Annotated in this window: 20 protein-coding genes and 1 tRNA gene; 18 read left to right on the forward strand and 3 right to left on the reverse strand. The window is 62.2% G+C overall.

Annotated elements, in window-relative coordinates:
- Positions 1 to 64: 64 nt before the first annotated feature.
- Entirely contained in the window at positions 65 to 643 is a 579-nt protein-coding gene (locus N436_RS01355; protein WP_110740236.1) for a nucleoside triphosphate pyrophosphatase, read from the reverse strand.
- Positions 644 to 739: 96 nt separating this feature from the next.
- Between N436_RS01355 and N436_RS01360 the strand changes: the two genes are divergently transcribed.
- The 17 genes from N436_RS01360 (at position 740) to N436_RS01440 (ending at position 14,446) form a co-directional block, all read left to right on the forward strand.
- On the forward strand, positions 740 to 1,267 hold the full coding sequence (locus N436_RS01360; RefSeq protein ID WP_012313431.1) for a YceD family protein: 528 nt from the start codon (positions 740 to 742) through the stop codon (positions 1,265 to 1,267).
- A 13-nt stretch (positions 1,268 to 1,280) separates the two neighbouring features.
- Positions 1,281 to 1,463, forward strand: coding sequence for a 50S ribosomal protein L32 (rpmF, locus tag N436_RS01365; protein WP_003247154.1), 183 nt, complete (start codon positions 1,281 to 1,283; stop codon positions 1,461 to 1,463).
- 3 nt (positions 1,464 to 1,466) lie between these two features.
- Entirely contained in the window at positions 1,467 to 2,477 is a 1,011-nt protein-coding gene (plsX, locus tag N436_RS01370) for a phosphate acyltransferase PlsX (RefSeq protein WP_016715138.1), read from the forward strand.
- A 127-nt stretch (positions 2,478 to 2,604) separates the two neighbouring features.
- Positions 2,605 to 3,543, forward strand: coding sequence for an ACP S-malonyltransferase (fabD, locus tag N436_RS01375; RefSeq protein ID WP_016715139.1), 939 nt, complete (start codon positions 2,605 to 2,607; stop codon positions 3,541 to 3,543).
- Positions 3,544 to 3,558: 15 nt separating this feature from the next.
- Positions 3,559 to 4,299, forward strand: a complete 741-nt coding sequence (gene fabG, locus N436_RS01380; protein WP_016715140.1) for a 3-oxoacyl-ACP reductase FabG — start codon at positions 3,559 to 3,561, stop codon at positions 4,297 to 4,299.
- 202 nt (positions 4,300 to 4,501) lie between these two features.
- Positions 4,502 to 4,738, forward strand: a complete 237-nt coding sequence (gene acpP, locus N436_RS01385) for an acyl carrier protein (RefSeq protein ID WP_016715141.1) — start codon at positions 4,502 to 4,504, stop codon at positions 4,736 to 4,738.
- A 187-nt stretch (positions 4,739 to 4,925) separates the two neighbouring features.
- The gene (gene fabF, locus N436_RS01390) at positions 4,926 to 6,170 is read left to right on the forward strand and encodes a beta-ketoacyl-ACP synthase II (protein ID WP_016715142.1); all 1,245 of its coding nucleotides are present in this window, start codon (positions 4,926 to 4,928) and stop codon (positions 6,168 to 6,170) included.
- The gene (gene pabC, locus N436_RS01395; protein ID WP_110740237.1) at positions 6,170 to 6,985 is read left to right on the forward strand and encodes an aminodeoxychorismate lyase; all 816 of its coding nucleotides are present in this window, start codon (positions 6,170 to 6,172) and stop codon (positions 6,983 to 6,985) included. Before fabF ends, pabC begins: the two co-directional genes overlap by 1 nt.
- A 4-nt stretch (positions 6,986 to 6,989) precedes the next feature.
- Positions 6,990 to 8,180 carry an endolytic transglycosylase MltG gene (gene mltG, locus N436_RS01400; protein WP_110740238.1) on the forward strand — a complete coding sequence of 397 codons (1,191 nt, stop codon included), beginning with the start codon at positions 6,990 to 6,992 and terminating at the stop codon, positions 8,178 to 8,180.
- Positions 8,181 to 8,189: 9 nt separating this feature from the next.
- A complete protein-coding gene (gene tmk, locus N436_RS01405; RefSeq protein WP_110740239.1) occupies positions 8,190 to 8,822 on the forward strand; it encodes a dTMP kinase in 633 nt (210 codons plus the stop codon).
- Positions 8,815 to 9,801, forward strand: a complete 987-nt coding sequence (locus N436_RS01410; RefSeq protein WP_110740240.1) for a DNA polymerase III subunit delta' — start codon at positions 8,815 to 8,817, stop codon at positions 9,799 to 9,801. Before tmk ends, N436_RS01410 begins: the two co-directional genes overlap by 8 nt.
- Positions 9,802 to 9,831: 30 nt before the next feature.
- Entirely contained in the window at positions 9,832 to 10,614 is a 783-nt protein-coding gene (locus N436_RS01415; protein ID WP_016715147.1) for a TatD family hydrolase, read from the forward strand.
- Between the two features lie 365 nt (positions 10,615 to 10,979).
- Positions 10,980 to 11,615 (forward strand): TetR/AcrR family transcriptional regulator, encoded by a 636-nt coding sequence (locus N436_RS01420; RefSeq protein WP_003260720.1) that lies wholly within the window; start codon positions 10,980 to 10,982, stop codon positions 11,613 to 11,615.
- Positions 11,616 to 11,723: 108 nt separating this feature from the next.
- Entirely contained in the window at positions 11,724 to 12,692 is a 969-nt protein-coding gene (locus N436_RS01425) for a GTP 3',8-cyclase MoaA (RefSeq protein WP_110740241.1), read from the forward strand.
- Positions 12,693 to 12,758: 66 nt separating this feature from the next.
- The gene (locus N436_RS01430; protein ID WP_019098587.1) at positions 12,759 to 13,364 is read left to right on the forward strand and encodes a DUF4823 domain-containing protein; all 606 of its coding nucleotides are present in this window, start codon (positions 12,759 to 12,761) and stop codon (positions 13,362 to 13,364) included.
- A 10-nt stretch (positions 13,365 to 13,374) separates the two neighbouring features.
- A complete protein-coding gene (locus tag N436_RS01435; protein WP_110740242.1) occupies positions 13,375 to 13,935 on the forward strand; it encodes a DUF1285 domain-containing protein in 561 nt (186 codons plus the stop codon).
- 109 nt (positions 13,936 to 14,044) lie between these two features.
- Complete coding sequence (locus tag N436_RS01440; protein ID WP_110740243.1) at positions 14,045 to 14,446, forward strand: cupin domain-containing protein; 402 nt, start codon at positions 14,045 to 14,047, stop codon at positions 14,444 to 14,446.
- Positions 14,447 to 14,503: 57 nt separating this feature from the next.
- Here N436_RS01440 and N436_RS01445 read toward each other — a convergent pair.
- A tRNA-Asn gene (locus N436_RS01445) sits at positions 14,504 to 14,579 on the reverse strand.
- 62 nt (positions 14,580 to 14,641) lie between these two features.
- Positions 14,642 to 15,838 carry an amino acid aminotransferase gene (locus tag N436_RS01450; RefSeq protein WP_016715151.1) on the reverse strand — a complete coding sequence of 399 codons (1,197 nt, stop codon included), beginning with the start codon at positions 15,836 to 15,838 and terminating at the stop codon, positions 14,642 to 14,644.
- Positions 15,839 to 16,125: 287 nt separating this feature from the next.
- Between N436_RS01450 and uvrB the strand changes: the two genes are divergently transcribed.
- Positions 16,126 to 18,141 carry an excinuclease ABC subunit UvrB gene (gene uvrB, locus N436_RS01455; RefSeq protein ID WP_105945341.1) on the forward strand — a complete coding sequence of 672 codons (2,016 nt, stop codon included), beginning with the start codon at positions 16,126 to 16,128 and terminating at the stop codon, positions 18,139 to 18,141.
- The last annotated feature ends 112 nt before the right edge of the window (positions 18,142 to 18,253 follow it).

An 18,253-nucleotide genomic window follows, 5' to 3' on the forward strand; every position in this document is an offset into this window, starting at 1 on the left:
GGGGGTGTGCGGTACCTGTGGGAGCTGGCTTGCCGGCGATGGGCCGCAGAGCGGCCCTAAAATCTCAAGGGATAATTACCCCTTCTTTGGTCAGCATATCCACCAGCCGGATCAGTGGCAGCCCGATCAGGCTGGTTGCATCGCACCCATGGGTGCTCTGGAACAGGCTCACCCCCAATCCTTCTGCCTTGAAGCTCCCTGCGCAATCCAGCGGCTGTTCCGCCGCAACATAGCGCTCCACGCGCTCGCGGCTCAATTCGCGCATCGTCACGGTAAACGGCACGCAATCCACCTGGCATTGCCCGGTGGCGCTGTTCAGTAGTGCCAATCCGGTCAAAAAGCTCACCTGCTGCCCGCTGCACTCCAGTAATTGCTCGCAGGCCCGCTCGAAGGTGTGTGGCTTGCCCAGCACCTGTTCGCCCAGCACGGCCACCTGGTCCGAGCCGATAATCAGGTGCCCCGGGTGGCCGCCCGCCAGGGCCTCGGCCTTTTGCCTGGCCAGGCGGCGAACCAGCTCTACCGCCGGTTCGTCGGCCAGGCGCTGCTCGTCTATATCGGGGCTTGCCCAGGTGAAGGGCAGGCGCAGGCGTGCGAGCAGTTCGCGGCGATAGGCAGAGCTGGAAGCCAGTAGCAAAGGAAGCATGGTAGACTCCTGAATCAGTTAAACAAATTCTATCACGCACGATGCCGCCTAATTTCCTTTGACAGGGGCGGGGGGCATCCCTATTATGCTGCGCCTATGTTGAATGACCCGATTCCACCTCACGTTGACCCGCGCAAATTAGCCGATCGTGGCGTAACCCTTAACGGTTCGCTGCAACTCGCTGATTTGGAAAGACTCTGCGACCCGCTTTCCGACAATGTCGGTACGGTGCAGGCGAAGTTCGATTTTGAACGAGATGAACAGCACGTGGTGGTTATCCACAGCGAGCTGGACGTCGAAGTCAAGATGGTTTGCCAGCGTTGTCTTGAGCTGGTCACCCTGCCGATCCACAGCGAATGTACTTACGCCGTGGTGAAGGAGGGTGCGAATACCCAGTCGTTGCCGAAAGGCTATGACGTGCTGGAACTGGGCGAAGATCCTTTGGATCTGCAGGCATTGATCGAGGAGGAGCTTCTGCTCGCCTTGCCAATCGTGCCTGCTCATCATCCGGAAGAATGCCAGCAGCCGGCGGGCGCAGACGAGCCCGAATCGAGCAAGGACGAGGTATCGCGGTCCAACCCGTTCAGTGTTTTGGCGCAGTTAAAGCGTGACCCAAACGTTTAGGAGTTAATCAATTATGGCTGTTCAGCAGAACAAAAAATCCCGCTCTGCCCGTGACATGCGCCGTTCGCACGACGCCCTGTCGGAAAACGCGCTGTCGGTAGAGAAAACCACCGGTGAAGTTCACCTGCGCCACCACGTTTCGCCAGAAGGCGTATACCGTGGTCGCAAAGTGGTCGACAAGGGCGCTGACGAGTAATCCTTGTCCGCTCAGATCATCGCGATCGACGCAATGGGCGGGGACTTCGGTCCCCGCAGCATTGTCCAGGCTAGCATTGCCTGCCTTTCTGCTACCCCCTCGCTGCACCTGACCCTCGTCGGTCAACCCTCCCTTCTGGAAGATCTTGTCAGCGGCCTTGCGGCTGCGGATCGCGCGCGCCTGCAGATTGTCGCCGCCAGTGAGGTGGTCGGCATGGATGAGCGGCCCTCCCAGGCATTGCGGGGCAAGCCGGATTCGTCGATGCGCATCGCCCTCGAACTGGTGCGTGACGGCAAGGCCCAGGCCTGCGTCAGTGCCGGTAATACTGGCGCGCTGATGGCGCTGTCCCGTTTCGTGCTCAAGACCTTGCCAGGTATCGACCGGCCCGCCATGGTGGCGGCGATTCCGACTCAGGCGGGTTACTGTCAGTTGCTCGACCTGGGTGCCAATGTCGATTGCAGTGCCGAAAACCTCTACCAGTTTGCCGTGATGGGGTCGGTGGCTGCTCAGGCCCTGGGTGTGCATCGCCCACGGGTGGCGCTGCTGAACATCGGCACCGAGGACATCAAGGGCAATCAGCAGGTCAAGCTGGCTGCCAGCCTGTTGCAGAATGCCCGTGGGCTTAACTACGTGGGCTTTGTCGAGGGTGACGGGCTGTATCGTGGTGAGGCCGATGTGGTGGTGTGCGATGGGTTCGTCGGCAATATCCTGCTCAAGTCCAGCGAGGGGTTGGCGACGATGATCGCTGCGCGCATCGAGCAGTTGTTCAAGGGTGGCGTGTTGTCGCGGGCAGCCGGGGCGGTGGCCATGCCGCTGCTCAAGCGTCTGCAGGCCGACCTGGCGCCGGCGCGGCACAATGGTGCCAGTTTCCTGGGGTTGCAGGGCATTGTCATCAAGAGCCATGGCTCGGCGGGCGTGCAGGGCTTTCAGAGTGCCATCCAGCGGGCGTTGATCGAGATACAGGAAAACCTGCCGCAGCGCTTGCATGGGCGCCTCGAAGACCTGTTGCCTTAGGCATTTTGCCCATGAAGTGCTTAAATGTGACCGCTTGGTCTGTGTATCCATCCAAGTTTTCAGATTCCGCGCCTGGCCCAGGGCCTGGCGCACCCTATCCGACGACAAGATCATAAGGGCTTGTTCAATGTCTGCATCTCTCGCATTCGTCTTTCCCGGTCAAGGTTCCCAGTCGCTGGGCATGCTCGCCGAGCTCGGCGCCGAGAAGCCAGTGATCATCGAAACCTTCAAGGAAGCGTCCGAAGCACTGGGTTACGACCTGTGGAAGCTGGTCCAGGAAGGCCCTGAAGAGCAACTCAACCAGACCGACAAGACCCAGCCGGCCATCCTCACCGCGTCCATCGCGCTGTGGCGCCTGTGGCTGGAAGAGGGCGGCGCGCAGCCAGCCTTCGTTTCTGGCCACAGCCTGGGCGAATACAGCGCCCTGGTCGCTGCGGGCAGCATCACCCTGAAAGACGCTGTTCGCCTGGTCGAGCGCCGCGGTCAGCTGATGCAGGAGGCCGTACCGGCGGGGCATGGTGCCATGGCTGCCATCCTCGGCCTGGACGATGCTGTGGTCGTTGAAATCTGCGCCGAAGCCGCTGAAGACCAAGTGGTCAGCGCCGTCAACTTCAACTCGCCAGGCCAGGTGGTCATCGCTGGCAATAAAGCTGCCGTGGATCGCGCCATGGAGCTGTGCAAGGCCAAGGGCGCCAAGCGTGCCCTGCCGTTGGCGGTCAGCGTGCCGTCGCACTGTGCCCTGATGAAGCCGGCGGCCGAGCGCTTTGCCGAGTCGGTCAACGCCATCGAGTGGAAGGCCCCGCAAATTCCAGTGGTGCAGAACGTCACGGCTGCTGTTGCTGCCGACCTCGATGCACTCAAGCACGACCTGCTGGCGCAGCTGTACCAGCCTGTGCGTTGGGTGGAGTGTGTGCAGACCCTGGCTGCCAATGGTGCGGTCAACCTGGTCGAGTGTGGCCCGGGCAAGGTCCTGGCTGGCCTGAACAAGCGTTGCGCCGATGGCGTGACCACTTACAACCTCAACACCCCTGATGCCGTTGCCGCCACCCGCGCGGCACTGGCCTGATTTGGAGAAGCTTGCATGAGCCTGCAAGGTAAAGTTGCACTGGTCACCGGCGCCAGCCGTGGCATTGGCCAGGCCATCGCCCTCGAGCTGGGCCGCCAGGGCGCGACCGTGATCGGCACCGCCACTTCGGCGTCCGGCGCCGAGCGCATCGCTGCCACCCTGAAAGAGCACGGCATCACCGGTACCGGCATGGAGCTGAACGTGACCAGCGCCGAGTCCGTTGAAGCGGTACTGGCCGCCATCGGCGAGCAGTTCGGCGCACCGGCCATTTTGGTCAACAACGCCGGCATCACCCGCGACAACCTGATGCTGCGCATGAAAGACGACGAGTGGTTCGACGTGATCGACACCAACCTGAACAGCCTCTACCGTCTGTCCAAGGGCGTGCTGCGTGGCATGACCAAGGCACGTTGGGGCCGTATCATCAGCATCGGCTCGGTTGTGGGTGCCATGGGTAACGCCGGCCAGGCCAACTATGCGGCCGCCAAGGCTGGCCTGGAAGGCTTCAGCCGCGCCCTGGCGCGTGAAGTGGGCTCGCGTGGCATCACCGTCAACTCGGTGACCCCGGGCTTCATCGACACCGACATGACCCGCGAGCTGCCAGAAGCGCAGCGCGAAGCCCTGCAGACCCAGATTCCGCTGGGCCGCCTGGGCCAGGCCGACGAAATCGCCAAGGTGGTTTCGTTCCTGGCATCCGACGGCGCTGGCTACGTGACTGGCGCTACCGTGCCGGTCAACGGCGGGATGTACATGTAACACTGCAACTCAATGTGACGGATTTCGTAAAAAAAGAGTCATACTACGAGCCTAAAATCCGTTATAAAGCTGCAACCAGATTCCAGGCAGCGGGTGGGGTGGCTAGCTTGAAGGTGCGTTTCGCTTGAAAAGCGAACGTCTTTCTATAAAATTAGCCACCGGCCAGCTGCCTGACATATATCCATTAGGAGTAAACCTAGGTATGAGCAACATCGAAGAACGCGTCAAGAAAATCGTCGCCGAGCAACTGGGCGTCAAGGAAGAAGAAGTGACTCTCGAGAAGTCCTTCGTTGATGACCTGGGTGCCGATTCGCTTGACACCGTTGAGCTGGTGATGGCTCTGGAAGAGGAATTCGAGACCGAAATCCCTGACGAAGAAGCCGAGAAGATCACTACCGTTCAAGCTGCTGTAGACTACGTCAAAGCCCACCAGGCCTAAGACGCTTTAGTCGACGCTTCTTGTCGGGGAAAACCGCACTGCCTTCGCTGGCGTGCGGTTTTTTCTTTGCGAGCGCCCCGCATTTTCAAGGCTGCTTCGTTCACCGCGCACCAAGAGCCTGTTGCCATTCCATTCCTGCGCTTGAATGCAATGGCAAGAGACTCTGTTATTAGAAAAGGAGAGTACTGTGTCGCGTAGACGCGTCGTGGTCACCGGTATGGGTATGCTGTCGCCACTGGGTACCGATGTACCGAGCACCTGGCAGGGCATTCTGGCTGGCCGCAGTGGCATTGGTCCGATCGAACACACGGACCTGTCTGCCTACTCCACCCGTTTTGGCGGCTCGGTGAAAGGCTTCGAAGTCGAGCAATACCTGTCGGCCAAAGAGGCCCGCAAGCTCGACCTGTTCATCCAGTACGGCCTGGCGGCCGGTTTCCAGGCGGTGCGTAATGCCGGCCTGGAGGTCACCGACGCCAATCGCGAGCGTATTGGCGTGGCCATGGGCTCGGGTATCGGTGGCCTGACCAACATCGAAGAAACCAGCCGCACCCTGCACGACTCGGGGCCGCGCCGCATTTCGCCGTTCTTCGTACCGGGCTCGATCATCAACATGATCTCCGGGTTCCTGTCGATCCACCTGGGTCTGCAAGGGCCGAACTACGCCATTGCCACCGCCTGCACCACCGGCACCCATTGCATCGGCATGGCCGCACGCAATATCGCCTACGGTGAGGCCGACGTGATGATCGCCGGTGGCGCCGAAATGGCCGCTTGCGGCCTGGGCATGGGCGGTTTCGGTGCTTCGCGCGCGCTGTCCACCCGCAACGACGAGCCAAGCCGGGCCAGCCGCCCCTGGGACAAGGGCCGTGACGGCTTCGTGTTGTCCGACGGTGCCGGTGCCTTGGTGCTCGAAGAGCTGGAGCACGCCCAGGCGCGTGGTGCGACCATCTATGCCGAGCTGGTTGGCTTTGGCATGAGCGGCGACGCCTACCACATGACCTCGCCGCCCGACACTGGCGAAGGCGCTGCCCGTTGCATGGCCAACGCCCTGCGCGATGCCGGCATCAAGCCGGAAGAAGTCAGCTACATCAACGCCCACGGCACTTCGACCCCTGCGGGCGACGTGGCCGAAGTGGCTGCGATCAAGCGCGTGTTCGGTGAGCATGCCTACAAGCTGGCGGTCAGCTCGACCAAGTCGATGACCGGTCACCTGCTGGGTGCTGCCGGTGCGGTGGAGGCGATCTTCAGCGTGCTGGCCATCAACAGCCAGATGGCACCGCCCACCATCAACCTGGACGAGCCGGACGAAGGTTGCGACCTTGACTTTGTGCCGCACCAGGCGCGCAGCATGCCGATCGACGTGGTGTTGTCCAACTCGTTCGGCTTTGGCGGCACCAACGGCTCGCTGGTGTTCCGCCGGTTCGCCGGTTGATGCACAGCTGGATCGATGGCCAGCCGGCGGCTGCACTCAACCTGCAGAACCGTGGCCTGGCCTACGGCGATGGCCTGTTCGAGACCATTGCCGTGCGCGGCGGTCGCCCCAGCTTGCTGGACGGCCACCTCGCACGCCTGGCGCTGGGCTGCCAGCGCCTGGCGATCACCGCCGACCTGGCGCTGGTGCGCGACGAACTGCTTCGCTATGCCAGCCAGCTCGGTGAAGGCGTAGCCAAACTTATCCTCACCCGTGGCGACAGCCAGCGTGGCTATGCCCCGGTAGCCGGTGCCGCGCCGCGGCGCATCCTGCAGGGCAGCCCGTTGCCCGGCTATCCTCTTGAGCATGCCGAGCAAGGTGTGCGGTTGTTCCCGTGCCAGACCCGGCTTGGGGAACAACCGCTGCTGGCCGGGCTCAAACACCTCAACCGCCTGGAGCAGGTGCTGGCCCGTGCCGAATGGCAGGACAGCGAACACGCCGAAGGCCTGATGCGTGACGGGCAGGGCAGGGTAATCGAAGGGGTATACAGCAATCTGTTCCTGGTGCGCGACGGCGTGCTGTTTACCGCCGACCTCAGCCGTTGTGGTGTGGCCGGGGTGATGCGTGCGGCGTTGCTGGAGCAGGCCGTACTGCTGGGCATCCCGGCGCAGGTCTGTGACCTGCCGTTCGAGGCGCTGGAGCACGCAGACGAAGTATTTGTTTGCAATAGCGTTTACGGCATTTGGCCCGTACGTGGCGTAGCCGCGCTAAACTGGTCGCCTGGCCCGCTCACCCGTAAACTGCAGGCCGTTGCCCGTACGTTACTGGAAACCTGAATTCGTGAGACGTAAATTCCTGCTGCTGCTGGAAATGGGCTTGATCCTCGCCGGCCTGGCGCTTGGCTGGTCGGCCTGGAAGGTCAACGCCGTCCTGGAGCAGCCCTTGCACGTCACGCAGGAGCGCCTGCTCGATGTGCCCAATGGCACCACCCCCAACCGCATGTTCTATCGCATGCAGAGGGAAGGGTTGCTCGACGACGCCGTGTGGCTGCGCTTGTACTGGCGCTTCAACATGGCTGGCACCCCCCTGCACACCGGTGAGTACCGCCTTACCCCGGGCATGACCGTCGAGCAGCTGTTCGATGCCTGGCGGCGTGCTGATGTGGTGCAGTACAACCTCACGCTGGTCGAAGGCTGGACCTTCCGCCAGGTACGCTCGGCCGTGGCCAAGCATGAAAAGATCAAGCACACCCTGGACGGCCTGTCGGACTCCGAGGTGATGGACAAGCTCGGCCATACCGGCGTGTTCCCGGAAGGGCGCTTCTTCCCGGACACCTACCGCTTCGTGCGCGGCATGAGCGATGTCGAGTTGCTACAACAGGCCTACATGCGTCTGGACGAAGTGCTGGCCAAGGAATGGGCCGAGCGCACCACCGACCTGCCATACCGCGACCCTTACCAGGCGCTGATCATGGCTTCGCTGGTGGAAAAGGAAACCGGTATCCCCCAGGAACGTGGGCAGATAGCCGGCGTGTTCGTGCGGCGCCTGCGCCTGGGCATGATGCTGCAGACCGACCCGACGGTGATCTACGGCATGGGTGAGCGCTACAACGGCAAGATTACCCGCGCCGACCTGCGCGAACCGACGCCCTACAACACCTATACCATCACAGGGTTGCCGCCGACCCCGATTGCCATGGTCGGTCGCGAAGCGATTCACGCGGCGCTCAACCCGTCGAATGGTACCAGCCTGTACTTCGTCGCCCGTGGCGACGGTAGTCACGTGTTCTCCGACGACCTCGATGACCACAACTCGGCGGTGCGCGAGTTCCAGCTCAAGCGCCGTGCAGACTACCGCTCCAGCCCCGCCCCGCAGCAAGAGGCACAACCGGCTGCTGAAGACGCCCAGCCCGAGGTGCCTGCGGCGGATGAGCCGGCAGCGCAGCCGGAACCCGATGAGCCCCCTGTGCAGGACGCCCCTGCCGGTGGCGCGCAAGCGGCCGAACGGCCGACGCCTGACGAACAACATTAAGGACTGCCTGTGAGCGGCTTGTTTATTACGCTGGAAGGCCCCGAAGGCGCGGGCAAGAGCACCAATCGTGACTACCTGGCCGCGCGCTTGCGCGAGCATGGCCTGGACGTGGTATTGACCCGGGAGCCTGGCGGTACGCCCCTGGCCGAAAAAGTGCGCGAACTGTTGCTGGCTCCCAGCGATGAAACCATGGCAGCCGACACCGAGCTGCTGCTGGTATTCGCTGCGCGCGCCCAGCACCTGGCACAGGTCATTCGTCCGGCATTGGCCCGCGGGGCCGTCGTGTTGTGTGACCGCTTCACGGACGCCACCTATGCCTATCAAGGGGGTGGCCGTGGCTTGTCTGTCGAGCGTATCGCTGTCCTGGAGCAATTTGTACAGGGCGACCTGCGCCCAGACCTTACCCTGGTGTTCGACCTGCCGGTCGAGGTAGGCCTTGCCCGCGCCGCCGCCCGCGGTCGCCTGGACCGTTTCGAGCAGGAAGGCCAGGCCTTCTTCGAAGCCGTTCGCCAGGCGTATCTGCAGCGGGCCCAGCGCGAGCCGCAGCGCTACAGCCTGCTGGACGCCGCGCAATCCCTTGAGGCTGTGCAGCGGGCCATTGACGTGCTGCTGCCCGGCATCGTGGAGCGTTGCCGTGGCTGAGGCCTACCCTTGGCAGCAGGCCCTCTGGCAGCAGCTGGCCGGCCGAAGCCAACATGCCCATGCCTATCTGTTGCACGGGCCACAGGGTATCGGCAAGCGGGCCTTGGCAGAGCGCCTGATGGCCCGTCTGCTCTGTCAGCAGCCTCAAGGGCTGGACGCCTGCGGTGGGTGCAAGTCTTGCCTGCTGCTCAAGGCAGGTAGCCACCCGGACAACTTCGTCCTCGAACCTGAAGAGGCCGATAAGCCGATCAAGGTCGACCAGGTGCGCGAACTGGTAGCCTTCGTGGTGCAGACGGCCCAGCTGGGCGGGCGCAAGGTCGTCTTGATCGAGCCGGTGGAGGCGATGAACGTAAATGCCTCCAACGCACTGCTCAAAAGCCTTGAAGAGCCCTCTGGCGATACCGTGTTGCTGTTGGTCACGCACCAGCCTAGCCGCCTGCTGCCCACCATCAAGAGCCGCTGTCAGCAGGTCGCCTGCCCGCAGCCCGGCTTGGCCCAGAGCCAGGCGTGGCTGGCCGAAGCGTTGCCCGACAGTGATCAGGCCGAACGTGACGAGCTGCTGACGTTGGCGGCCGGTTCGCCATTGATGGCAGTCAGCCTGCAGGCCCAAGGCGTGCGTGAGCAACGTGCGCTGGTTACCGATGGGGTGAAGAAGCTGCTCAAACAGCAGCAATCGCCCAGTCAGTTGGCCGATGCCTGGAACGGTGTACCGTTGTTGTTGCTGTTCGACTGGTTTTGCGATTGGTCGCACCTGATCCTGCGCTACCAGTTGACCCAGGACGAGGAAGGTTTAGGCTTGGCCGATATGCGCAAGGTGGTGCAATACCTGGCGCAGAAGAGCCGCCAGGCCAAGGTGCTGGAGGTGCAGGCATGGATCCTGGAGCAGCGCCAGAAGGTGCTGGGCAAGGCCAACCTCAACCGCGCCCTGTTGCTAGAGTCGCTGCTGGCTCACTGGCTGCAATTGCCGGGCGCCCGCTGATTTCCCATTGTTCATGTGTGCTGTTATCCCATGCTCGTAGATTCCCATTGTCACCTCGACCGTCTTGACCTGAGCGCCCATCAGGGCTCCCTCGATGCTGCCTTGCAGGCGGCGCGTGAGCGTGGGGTGGGGCACTTCCTCTGTATCGGTGTCAGCGCCGAGAACGCCGGCGCGGTGAAAGCCCTGAGCGAGCAATACGCCGATGTTGATTGCTCGGTAGGTGTGCACCCGCTGGACCTGGCGCCGGGTGAAACCCCTGCGCTGGAGTGGCTGCTGCGCGAGCTGGCCCACCCGCATGTGGTGGCGATTGGCGAAACCGGGCTGGATTATCACTATGAGCCCGAAGCTGCCGAACTGCAGCAGGCTTCGTTCCGCCTGCACCTGGAAGCCTCGCGGCAGACTGGCAAGCCGGTGATCGTGCACACCCGGGCGGCACGCGCCGATACCCTGGCGTTGTTGCGCGAGGCCAACCTGCCGCAGGCCGGCGTGCTGCATTGCTTTACCGAAGACTGGGACATGGCCAGGGCGGCGCTGGATTTGGGGTATTACATTTCCCTGTCTGGCATCGTGACGTTCCGCAATGCCGAAGCCCTGCGTGAAGTGGCGCGGCAGGTGCCGGTCGATCGGCTGCTGGTGGAAACCGATTCGCCGTACCTGGCACCGATTCCGCACCGGGGCAAGCCGAATTTGCCGCAGTATGTGCGCGAGGTGGCGGAGTACGTGGCCTCGTTGCGGGGGGCCAGTTATGAGCAACTGGCGGAACAAACCACGGCGAACTTCAAGCGGTTGTTCCCGTTGGCGCGAGTGCGCTGATCGCTCGAACTTTATCCCCAGGCCAGTCCATCCTGCGGGCCACACAAAAAAAACCCGGGTTCTGGGGGGGGAATCCGGGTTAAGACCATTAGGAGTAAAACAAAGGTACGCGGTCCCTGAGCACCTTTATCGGCGCGCCACTTGGGGGGGATGCGCCGCGCCAACACTTCAAGTATTGGTCAGGTTTGGCGCAGTGCCAGTGCATATTGGTCGTTTTTTAAACAGATTTGGAATACGCCGAGGTTCCATTCCTCCCGCAGCGCATGGCCATATGCATCGTGAAACACAGACATGCTTGGATGATCCGTGCAATTTCCCGCAAGTTAGGCATAATAAACCGCTTCGATTGTCATCCAGTCCTTCCCATGCAGAAAGAACCTCGTAAGGTCCGTGAGTTTCGCCGTCGCGAACAGGAAATCCTCGACACCGCGCTCAAGCTGTTTCTCGAACAGGGTGAAGACAGCGTCACCGTCGAGATGATCGCCGACGCCGTGGGCATCGGCAAAGGCACGATCTACAAGCACTTCAAGTCCAAGGCGGAGATCTACCTGCGCCTGATGCTCGACTATGAGCGTGACCTGAACGCGCTGTTGCACTCGGCCGACGTCGACCGCGACAAGGAAGCCCTGTCGCGTGCCTACTTCGAGTTCCGCATGCGCGACCCGCAACGTTACCGGCTGTTCGACCGCCTGGAAGAAAAGGTGGTCAAGGGCAATCAGGTGCCGGAAATGGTCGAGCAACTGCACAGCATTCGGGCCTCCAACTTCGACCGCCTGACCCAGCTGATCAAAGGCCGCATCAGCGAAGGCAAGCTTGAAGACGTACCGCCCTATTTCCACTACTGCGCCGCCTGGGCACTGGTGCATGGCGCCGTGGCGCTGTACCACTCGCCGTTCTGGAGCAATGTGCTGGAGGACCAGGAGGGCTTCTTCCAGTTCCTGATGGACATCGGCGTGCGCATGGGTAACAAGCGCAAGCGCGACCCGGAACCCTCGAACTGAAGCGCAGCTTCGTTCGCTGCTGATACCCGGTATGAAGCGGGGGGCTTGCAAAAACCTGATTTATGAGTCAGGTTTTGCCAGCCCTCATCATCCATGCCGGAGTCATTCATGATTGTCGATCGTCAAGGCAGGCGTTTTCGCAACCTGCGCGTCAGCCTGACGGCTGCCTGCAATTACGCCTGCACCTACTGCGTACCAGACGGCAAGCGTCTGGTGGCGGCGCATGACGAATTGTCGGCGGATGCCCTGGCCCGTGGCGTGGCCTACCTGATCGAAGCGGCCGGTATCGAGCGGCTGCGCATCACGGGCGGTGAGCCGCTGGTCAGCCCACGCCTGGATGCCTTTCTGGCCGCTGTGGCCAAACTAAGCCTCGATGATATTTCGTTGACCACCAATGGCCAGCTGTTGGCGCGCAAGTTGCCCCAGTTGCAGGCAGCTGGCATCCGCCGCCTGAATGTTTCACTCGACACCCTTGACCCTCAAGCCTTCCGCCGCATTGCGCGGGGTGGTGACCTGGCCAATGTGCTGGCAGGCATGGAGCAGGCCAGTGCGATGGGGATGCGCATCAAGGTGAACATGGTGCCGATGCGCGGGCAGAACCTCGACCAGGTAGTGCCGCTACTGGATTACTGCCTTGAACGCGGCTTTGAGCTTCGCTTCATAGAGCTCATGCGCATGGGCCACCTGGCGCGTGACCGCAATACCTTCCTGCAACAGTTCCTCGGCCTTGACCCACTGCTCACGCTGATTGGCAGCAGGCACACCTATGCCCAGGTCGATGCGCCAGTGGACGCCACGGCTTTGCGTTATGAAATACCTGGACGTGGGCACTTCGGCGTCATTGCCAACGAAAGCCTGCCGTTCTGCCGCACCTGCTCGCGTTTGCGCTTGTCCTCGACAGGCTGGTTGCATGGCTGCCTTTCGTCCAGCAATCGCCACTTCGTCGGCGATCTGCTGGATAAGCCACGCCATCAGGCATTGCCGGCCCTGCAGCGCTTGCTGGTCAAGGCCTTGGCTGACAAGCAAGAGCAAGCGTTTTCCGGGGATGTGATGGTGATGAAAGTGATCGGTGGCTGAAGCTGGCGCAAAAGCTGCATCCGCCGGCTATTCGCCGGTTTTTCGTCACCGGCCACTGGAGGAAAGATGCGTAGCCTGGTCTTGCTGCTGGCGCTGATGGCGCTGGGCGGTTGCATGAATGTCAGCGATATGGGCGAGGGCGTTCGTTATCACATGAGCGATGCCGGTCTGCTGGACCACAGTGATACCCGTCGCACCCTGTCGATCCGTCTGCAGCCCGATTCGTTCATCTTCATCGGCCAAGGCGCGTTCGTGCCACCAGGCAAGGGGCCAGTGCCTCGGCAGAACGTGGTGGCCGAGCAGGCCTTCAAGAGCTTTGTCGAATATTTCCCGCTGGTGCGCCGCGCCCAAGGCCCGCTGGGCCTGGAAGAAGCCGTTGCCCAGGCGCGTTCGGTAGGTGCGGACTACGTGTTGTACACCCGCTTCGCCCGTACCGACGACCGTATCGGCAATGGCGACGAATGGTATGACGAACAGGCGGTCGACCGCTTGGGTTGGGACAGTGGCGTGGTGCAGATGATGCTGATCGAAACCAATACCCGCTACCTGATCGATACCGCACGCATCAAGAGCCGTGGCGGTTTGTTGACGTTCCACGACAATACCCCCGAGGATTTGCTTGGCGCCCCGATGCGCGAGTACGCTCGTAGCCTTCTGGGCATGAGCGAATGAGGCAGGTGTGATGAGCGATTCCGGCAAGGCCAATGATCTTCTGGCGCAGATCCCCAAGGCCAAGGGGTTGCCGCCGGTGCATCTGTGGAACCCGGACTTCTGCGGCGACATCGACATGCGGATCGCTCGCGATGGCACCTGGTACTACCTGGGTACGCCGATCGGGCGCAAACCGATGGTGCGGCTGTTCTCCACCATCATCCGCCGCGATGGCGATGACTACTTCCTGGTTACCCCGGTAGAAAAGGTTGGCATCCGCGTGGATGACGCGCCGTTCGTGGCGGTGGCGCTGGAGGTGCTGGGGGAGGGCGAACAGCAGGTGCTGCGCTTTACCAGCAATGTCGAGGACCAGGTGGATGCCGGGCCGGACAGCCCGCTGCGTGTGGTGATCGACCCGGTGACGCAGGAACCGTCGCCCTATGTGCTGATGCGCAGCAACCTTGAGGCGCTGATTCATCGCAACGTGTTCTACCAGCTGGTGGAGCTGGCGGTGCCGCGTGTGATCGAGGGCGAGGAGTGGCTTGGGGTGTGGAGCCAAGGGGCGTTTTACCCGATCGGCCGGAGTAGCTGAGATCGCCGGGGCTGCGAAGCGGCCCCCTGTTTTTCCTGCGGATTGGCCATTTCGCTTCCGTGGGCCTGGGCCTAACCTGCTGGCAACCGCCATCCAGGAGAAGCCCACCATGAAACCCTTAGCCTTCGTTCTTTTTGCGCTGCTCGCCGCCCAGGCCCCTGTCTGGGCGCACGGCAGCGTTGCCGATCAGGTCAAGGTCCTGCAACAACAGCAGCCTTCAAATGCCCCCGGCAAAACCGCCGTCATGCTCACTGTGAGCTACGCGCCCGGCGAAGCATCCCCCGCGCACCAGCACCCGGGCGCGGTAATGGCCTATGTGCTGGAAGGGAGCGTGGTATCGAAACTCAACAACGAGCAGGAAAAGACCTACAAGGCCGGCGATTACTGGTATGAGGCGCCTGGTACCGTGCACAGCGTGTCCCGCAATGCCAGCAAGACCCAACCCGCCAAGCTGCTGGTCTGGAGCCTGGTGGACGAGGGCAAGCCGGTGACCGAGGTGCTGGGCCAATAAACCCGGCGCATAGAAAAAGCCCCCGGTTGCTTGCGCACCCGGGGGCTTTTCAGTGTTTGGCTCCGCGACCTGGACTCGAACCAGGGACCCAATGATTAACAGTCATTTGCTCTACCGACTGAGCTATCGCGGAATCTGCGCGTATCTTACTGATTGCCAAGAGGATGTCAAGCTACCCCTTGGCAAAACAATGAGTTACAGCACTTCCACGATGGCCTTGGTGACCACGTGGATGTTGCTCTGGTTCAGCGCGGCCACTGCGATGCGGCCGGTGTCCAGGGCGTAGATGCCAAAGTCGTTCTTCAGGCGGGCAACCTGTTCAACGGTCAGGCCCGAGTAGGAGAACATGCCAACCTGACGGCCAACGAAGCTGAAGTCGCGGTTGGCGCCATATTCGGCCAGCAGCGAAACCATCTGCTTGCGCATGCCGTGGATACGCTCGCGCATTTCGGCCAGTTCGGTTTCCCACATCTGGCGCAGTTCGGCACTGTTCAGTACGGTGGCCACGATGGTGGCGCCGTGGGTTGGCGGGTTGGAGTAGGTGGTGCGGATCACACGCTTGACCTGCGACAGCACGCGGGTGCTCTCGTCCTTGGACGCGGTGACGATCGACAGTGCACCCACGCGCTCGCCGTACAGCGAGAACGATTTGGAGAACGAGCTGGAAACGAAGAACTCCAGGCCCGACTCGGCGAACAGGCGCACGGCGAAGGCGTCTTCGGCGATGCCGTCACCAAAGCCCTGGTAGGCCATGTCGAGGAACGGTACGTGGCCTTTGGCCTTGACCACTTCCAGGACGTTTTTCCAGTCATCCAGGCTCAGGTCGACGCCGGTCGGGTTGTGGCAGCAGGCGTGCAGCACCACGATCGAGCCGGATGGCAGGTTGTTCAGGTCTTCGAGCATGCCGGCGCGGTTGACGTCGTGGGTCGGCGCGTCGTAATAGCGGTAGTTCTGCACCGGGAAGCCGGCCGATTCGAACAGGGCGCGATGGTTTTCCCAGCTTGGGTCGCTGATGGCAACCACGGCGTTCGGCGAGATACGCTTGAGGAAGTCGGCGCCAATCTTCAGTGCGCCGGTACCGCCGACGGCCTGCACGGTAACCACGCGGCCAGCGGCCAGCAGTGGCGACTCGGCGCCGAAGATCAGTTTTTGCACAGCCTGGTCGTAGGTGGCGATACCGTCGATCGGCAGGTAGCCGCGCGAGGCGTGCTGGGCGGCACGCTGGGTCTCGGCTTCGATCACGGCGCGCAGCAGCGGAATGCGGCCTTCCTCATTGCAGTACACGCCTACGCCCAGGTTGACCTTGTCGGTACGTGGGTCGGCGTTGAATGCTTCGTTGAGGCCCAGAATAGGGTCGCGGGGTGCCAGCTCGACAGCGGAAAACAGGCTCATTGTTACCTTGGCTCTGATTGGAGAGTGATAGGACGTACACGCTCCAGCCGAATGCACTGAAGCGGTGCACAAACGGGGAGTCAGTATAGTGATACCGACCGGTCACTGCGACACTCTGGCACAGCTTTTCCGGCTATTTGCGCAAATATTTTTCGACCATTGGTCGAATTGCCGGGTCCACCGTTACACGCGCTCACAGCTACGCCTTGAAAGCGCCCCCGGGCGGGCGCATTTGGGTATAGACTACTGGCTAAATTTACAGTTGCTGCAGCACCGCGAGGTCCGTCATGTCCGAGTTCCAGCTCGTCACCCGTTTCCAGCCGGCCGGCGACCAGCCCGAGGCCATTCGCCAGATGGTCGAAGGCATCGAGGCGGGGCTGTCGCACCAGACGTTGCTCGGGGTGACCGGGTCGGGCAAGACCTTCAGCATTGCCAATGTCATCCAGCAAGTGCAGCGCCCGACCCTGGTGCTGGCGCCGAACAAGACCCTGGCCGCGCAGCTGTACGGCGAATTCAAGGCGTTTTTCCCCAACAATGCGGTGGAGTATTTCGTTTCCTACTACGACTACTACCAGCCGGAAGCCTACGTGCCGTCTTCGGACACCTTCATCGAGAAGGACGCCTCGATCAACGACCATATCGAGCAGATGCGCCTGTCGGCGACCAAGGCGCTGCTGGAGCGGCGCGATGCGATCATCGTGACCACCGTTTCGTGCATCTATGGTTTGGGTAGCCCCGAGTCCTACCTGAAAATGGTCCTGCACGTAGACCGTGGTGACAAGCTCGACCAGCGCGCATTGCTGCGCCGTCTGGCGGACCTGCAATACACCCGCAACGAAATGGACTTTGCCCGTGCCACGTTCCGCGTGCGCGGTGATGTGATCGACATTTTCCCGGCGGAATCGGACCTTGAAGCCATCCGCATCGAGCTGTTCGATGACGAGGTGGAAAATATCGCCGCCTTCGACCCGCTCACCGGCGAGGTCTTCCGCAAGCTGCCGCGTTTTACCTTCTACCCCAAGAGCCACTACGTCACGCCGCGGGAAACCCTGCTGGAGGCGGTGGAGGGTATCAAGGAAGAGTTGAAGGAGCGCCTGGAGTACCTGCACAAGGCCAATAAGCTGGTGGAGGCGCAGCGTCTGGAGCAGCGCACCCGCTTCGACCTGGAGATGATCCTGGAGCTGGGCTACTGCAACGGCATCGAGAACTACTCGCGCTACCTGTCTGGCCGCCCGGCCGGCGCGCCGCCGCCCACCTTGTACGACTACCTGCCGCCGGATGCGCTGCTGGTGATCGATGAATCCCACGTGAGTGTTCCGCAGGTCGGCGCCATGTACAAAGGCGACCGTTCGCGCAAGGAAACGCTGGTCGAGTACGGCTTCCGCATGCCCTCGGCGCTGGACAACCGCCCCATGCGTTTCGATGAATGGGAGGACGTCAGCCCGCAAACCATCTTTGTGTCCGCTACCCCTGGCCCCTACGAGGCTGAGCACGCCGGGCGCGTGGTGGAGCAGGTGGTGCGCCCGACCGGCCTCGTCGACCCGCAGGTCGAGGTGCGCCCGGCACTGACCCAGGTGGACGACCTGTTGTCGGAAATCCGCAAGCGTGTGGCCCAGGGCGAGCGGGTGCTGGCCACCACGCTGACCAAGCGCATGGCTGAAGACCTGACCGACTACCTGGCCGACCATGACGTGCGGGTGCGCTACCTGCACTCGGACATCGACACCGTGGAGCGGGTGGAAATCATCCGCGACCTGCGGCTGGGTACTTTCGATGTGCTGGTCGGTATCAACCTGCTGCGTGAGGGTCTGGACATGCCGGAGGTGTCGCTGGTGGCGATCCTCGATGCCGACAAGGAAGGGTTCCTGCGTTCCGAGCGCTCACTGATCCAGACCATCGGGCGTGCTGCGCGAAACCTGAATGGCCGGGCAATCCTTTACGCTGATAACGTCACGGGCTCGATGCAGCGAGCGATAGACGAAACCGAGCGCCGCCGCGAGAAGCAGATCGCGTTCAACGAAGCCAACGGCATTGTGCCCAAGGGCGTGGTCAAGGACATTACCGACATCATGGAAGGTGCCACCGTCCCTGGCGCGCGCAGCAAGAAGCGCAAGGGCATGGCCAAGGCGGCGGAGGAGAGCGCCCGTTACGAGGCCGAACTGCGCACGCCGGGCGAGATCACCAAGCGTATCAAGCAACTGGAAGAGAAGATGATGCAGTTTGCCCGCGATCTGGAATTCGAGGCGGCGGCGCAGTTGCGTGATGAAATTGCCCAACTGCGCGAGCGGTTGATTACCAGCTGAAGCCTGCCGCCGGCTCTGTGGGAGCGGCCTTGTGTCGCGATTGGGCCGCGTAGCGGTCCCCGGATTTCAGCTTTAAAGCAAATAATGCCGGGGCCGCTGTGCGGCCCAATCG

The sequence above is a fragment of the Pseudomonas sp. RV120224-01b genome, assembly GCF_003208145.1.
Lineage (GTDB): Bacteria > Pseudomonadota > Gammaproteobacteria > Pseudomonadales > Pseudomonadaceae > Aquipseudomonas > Aquipseudomonas monteilii.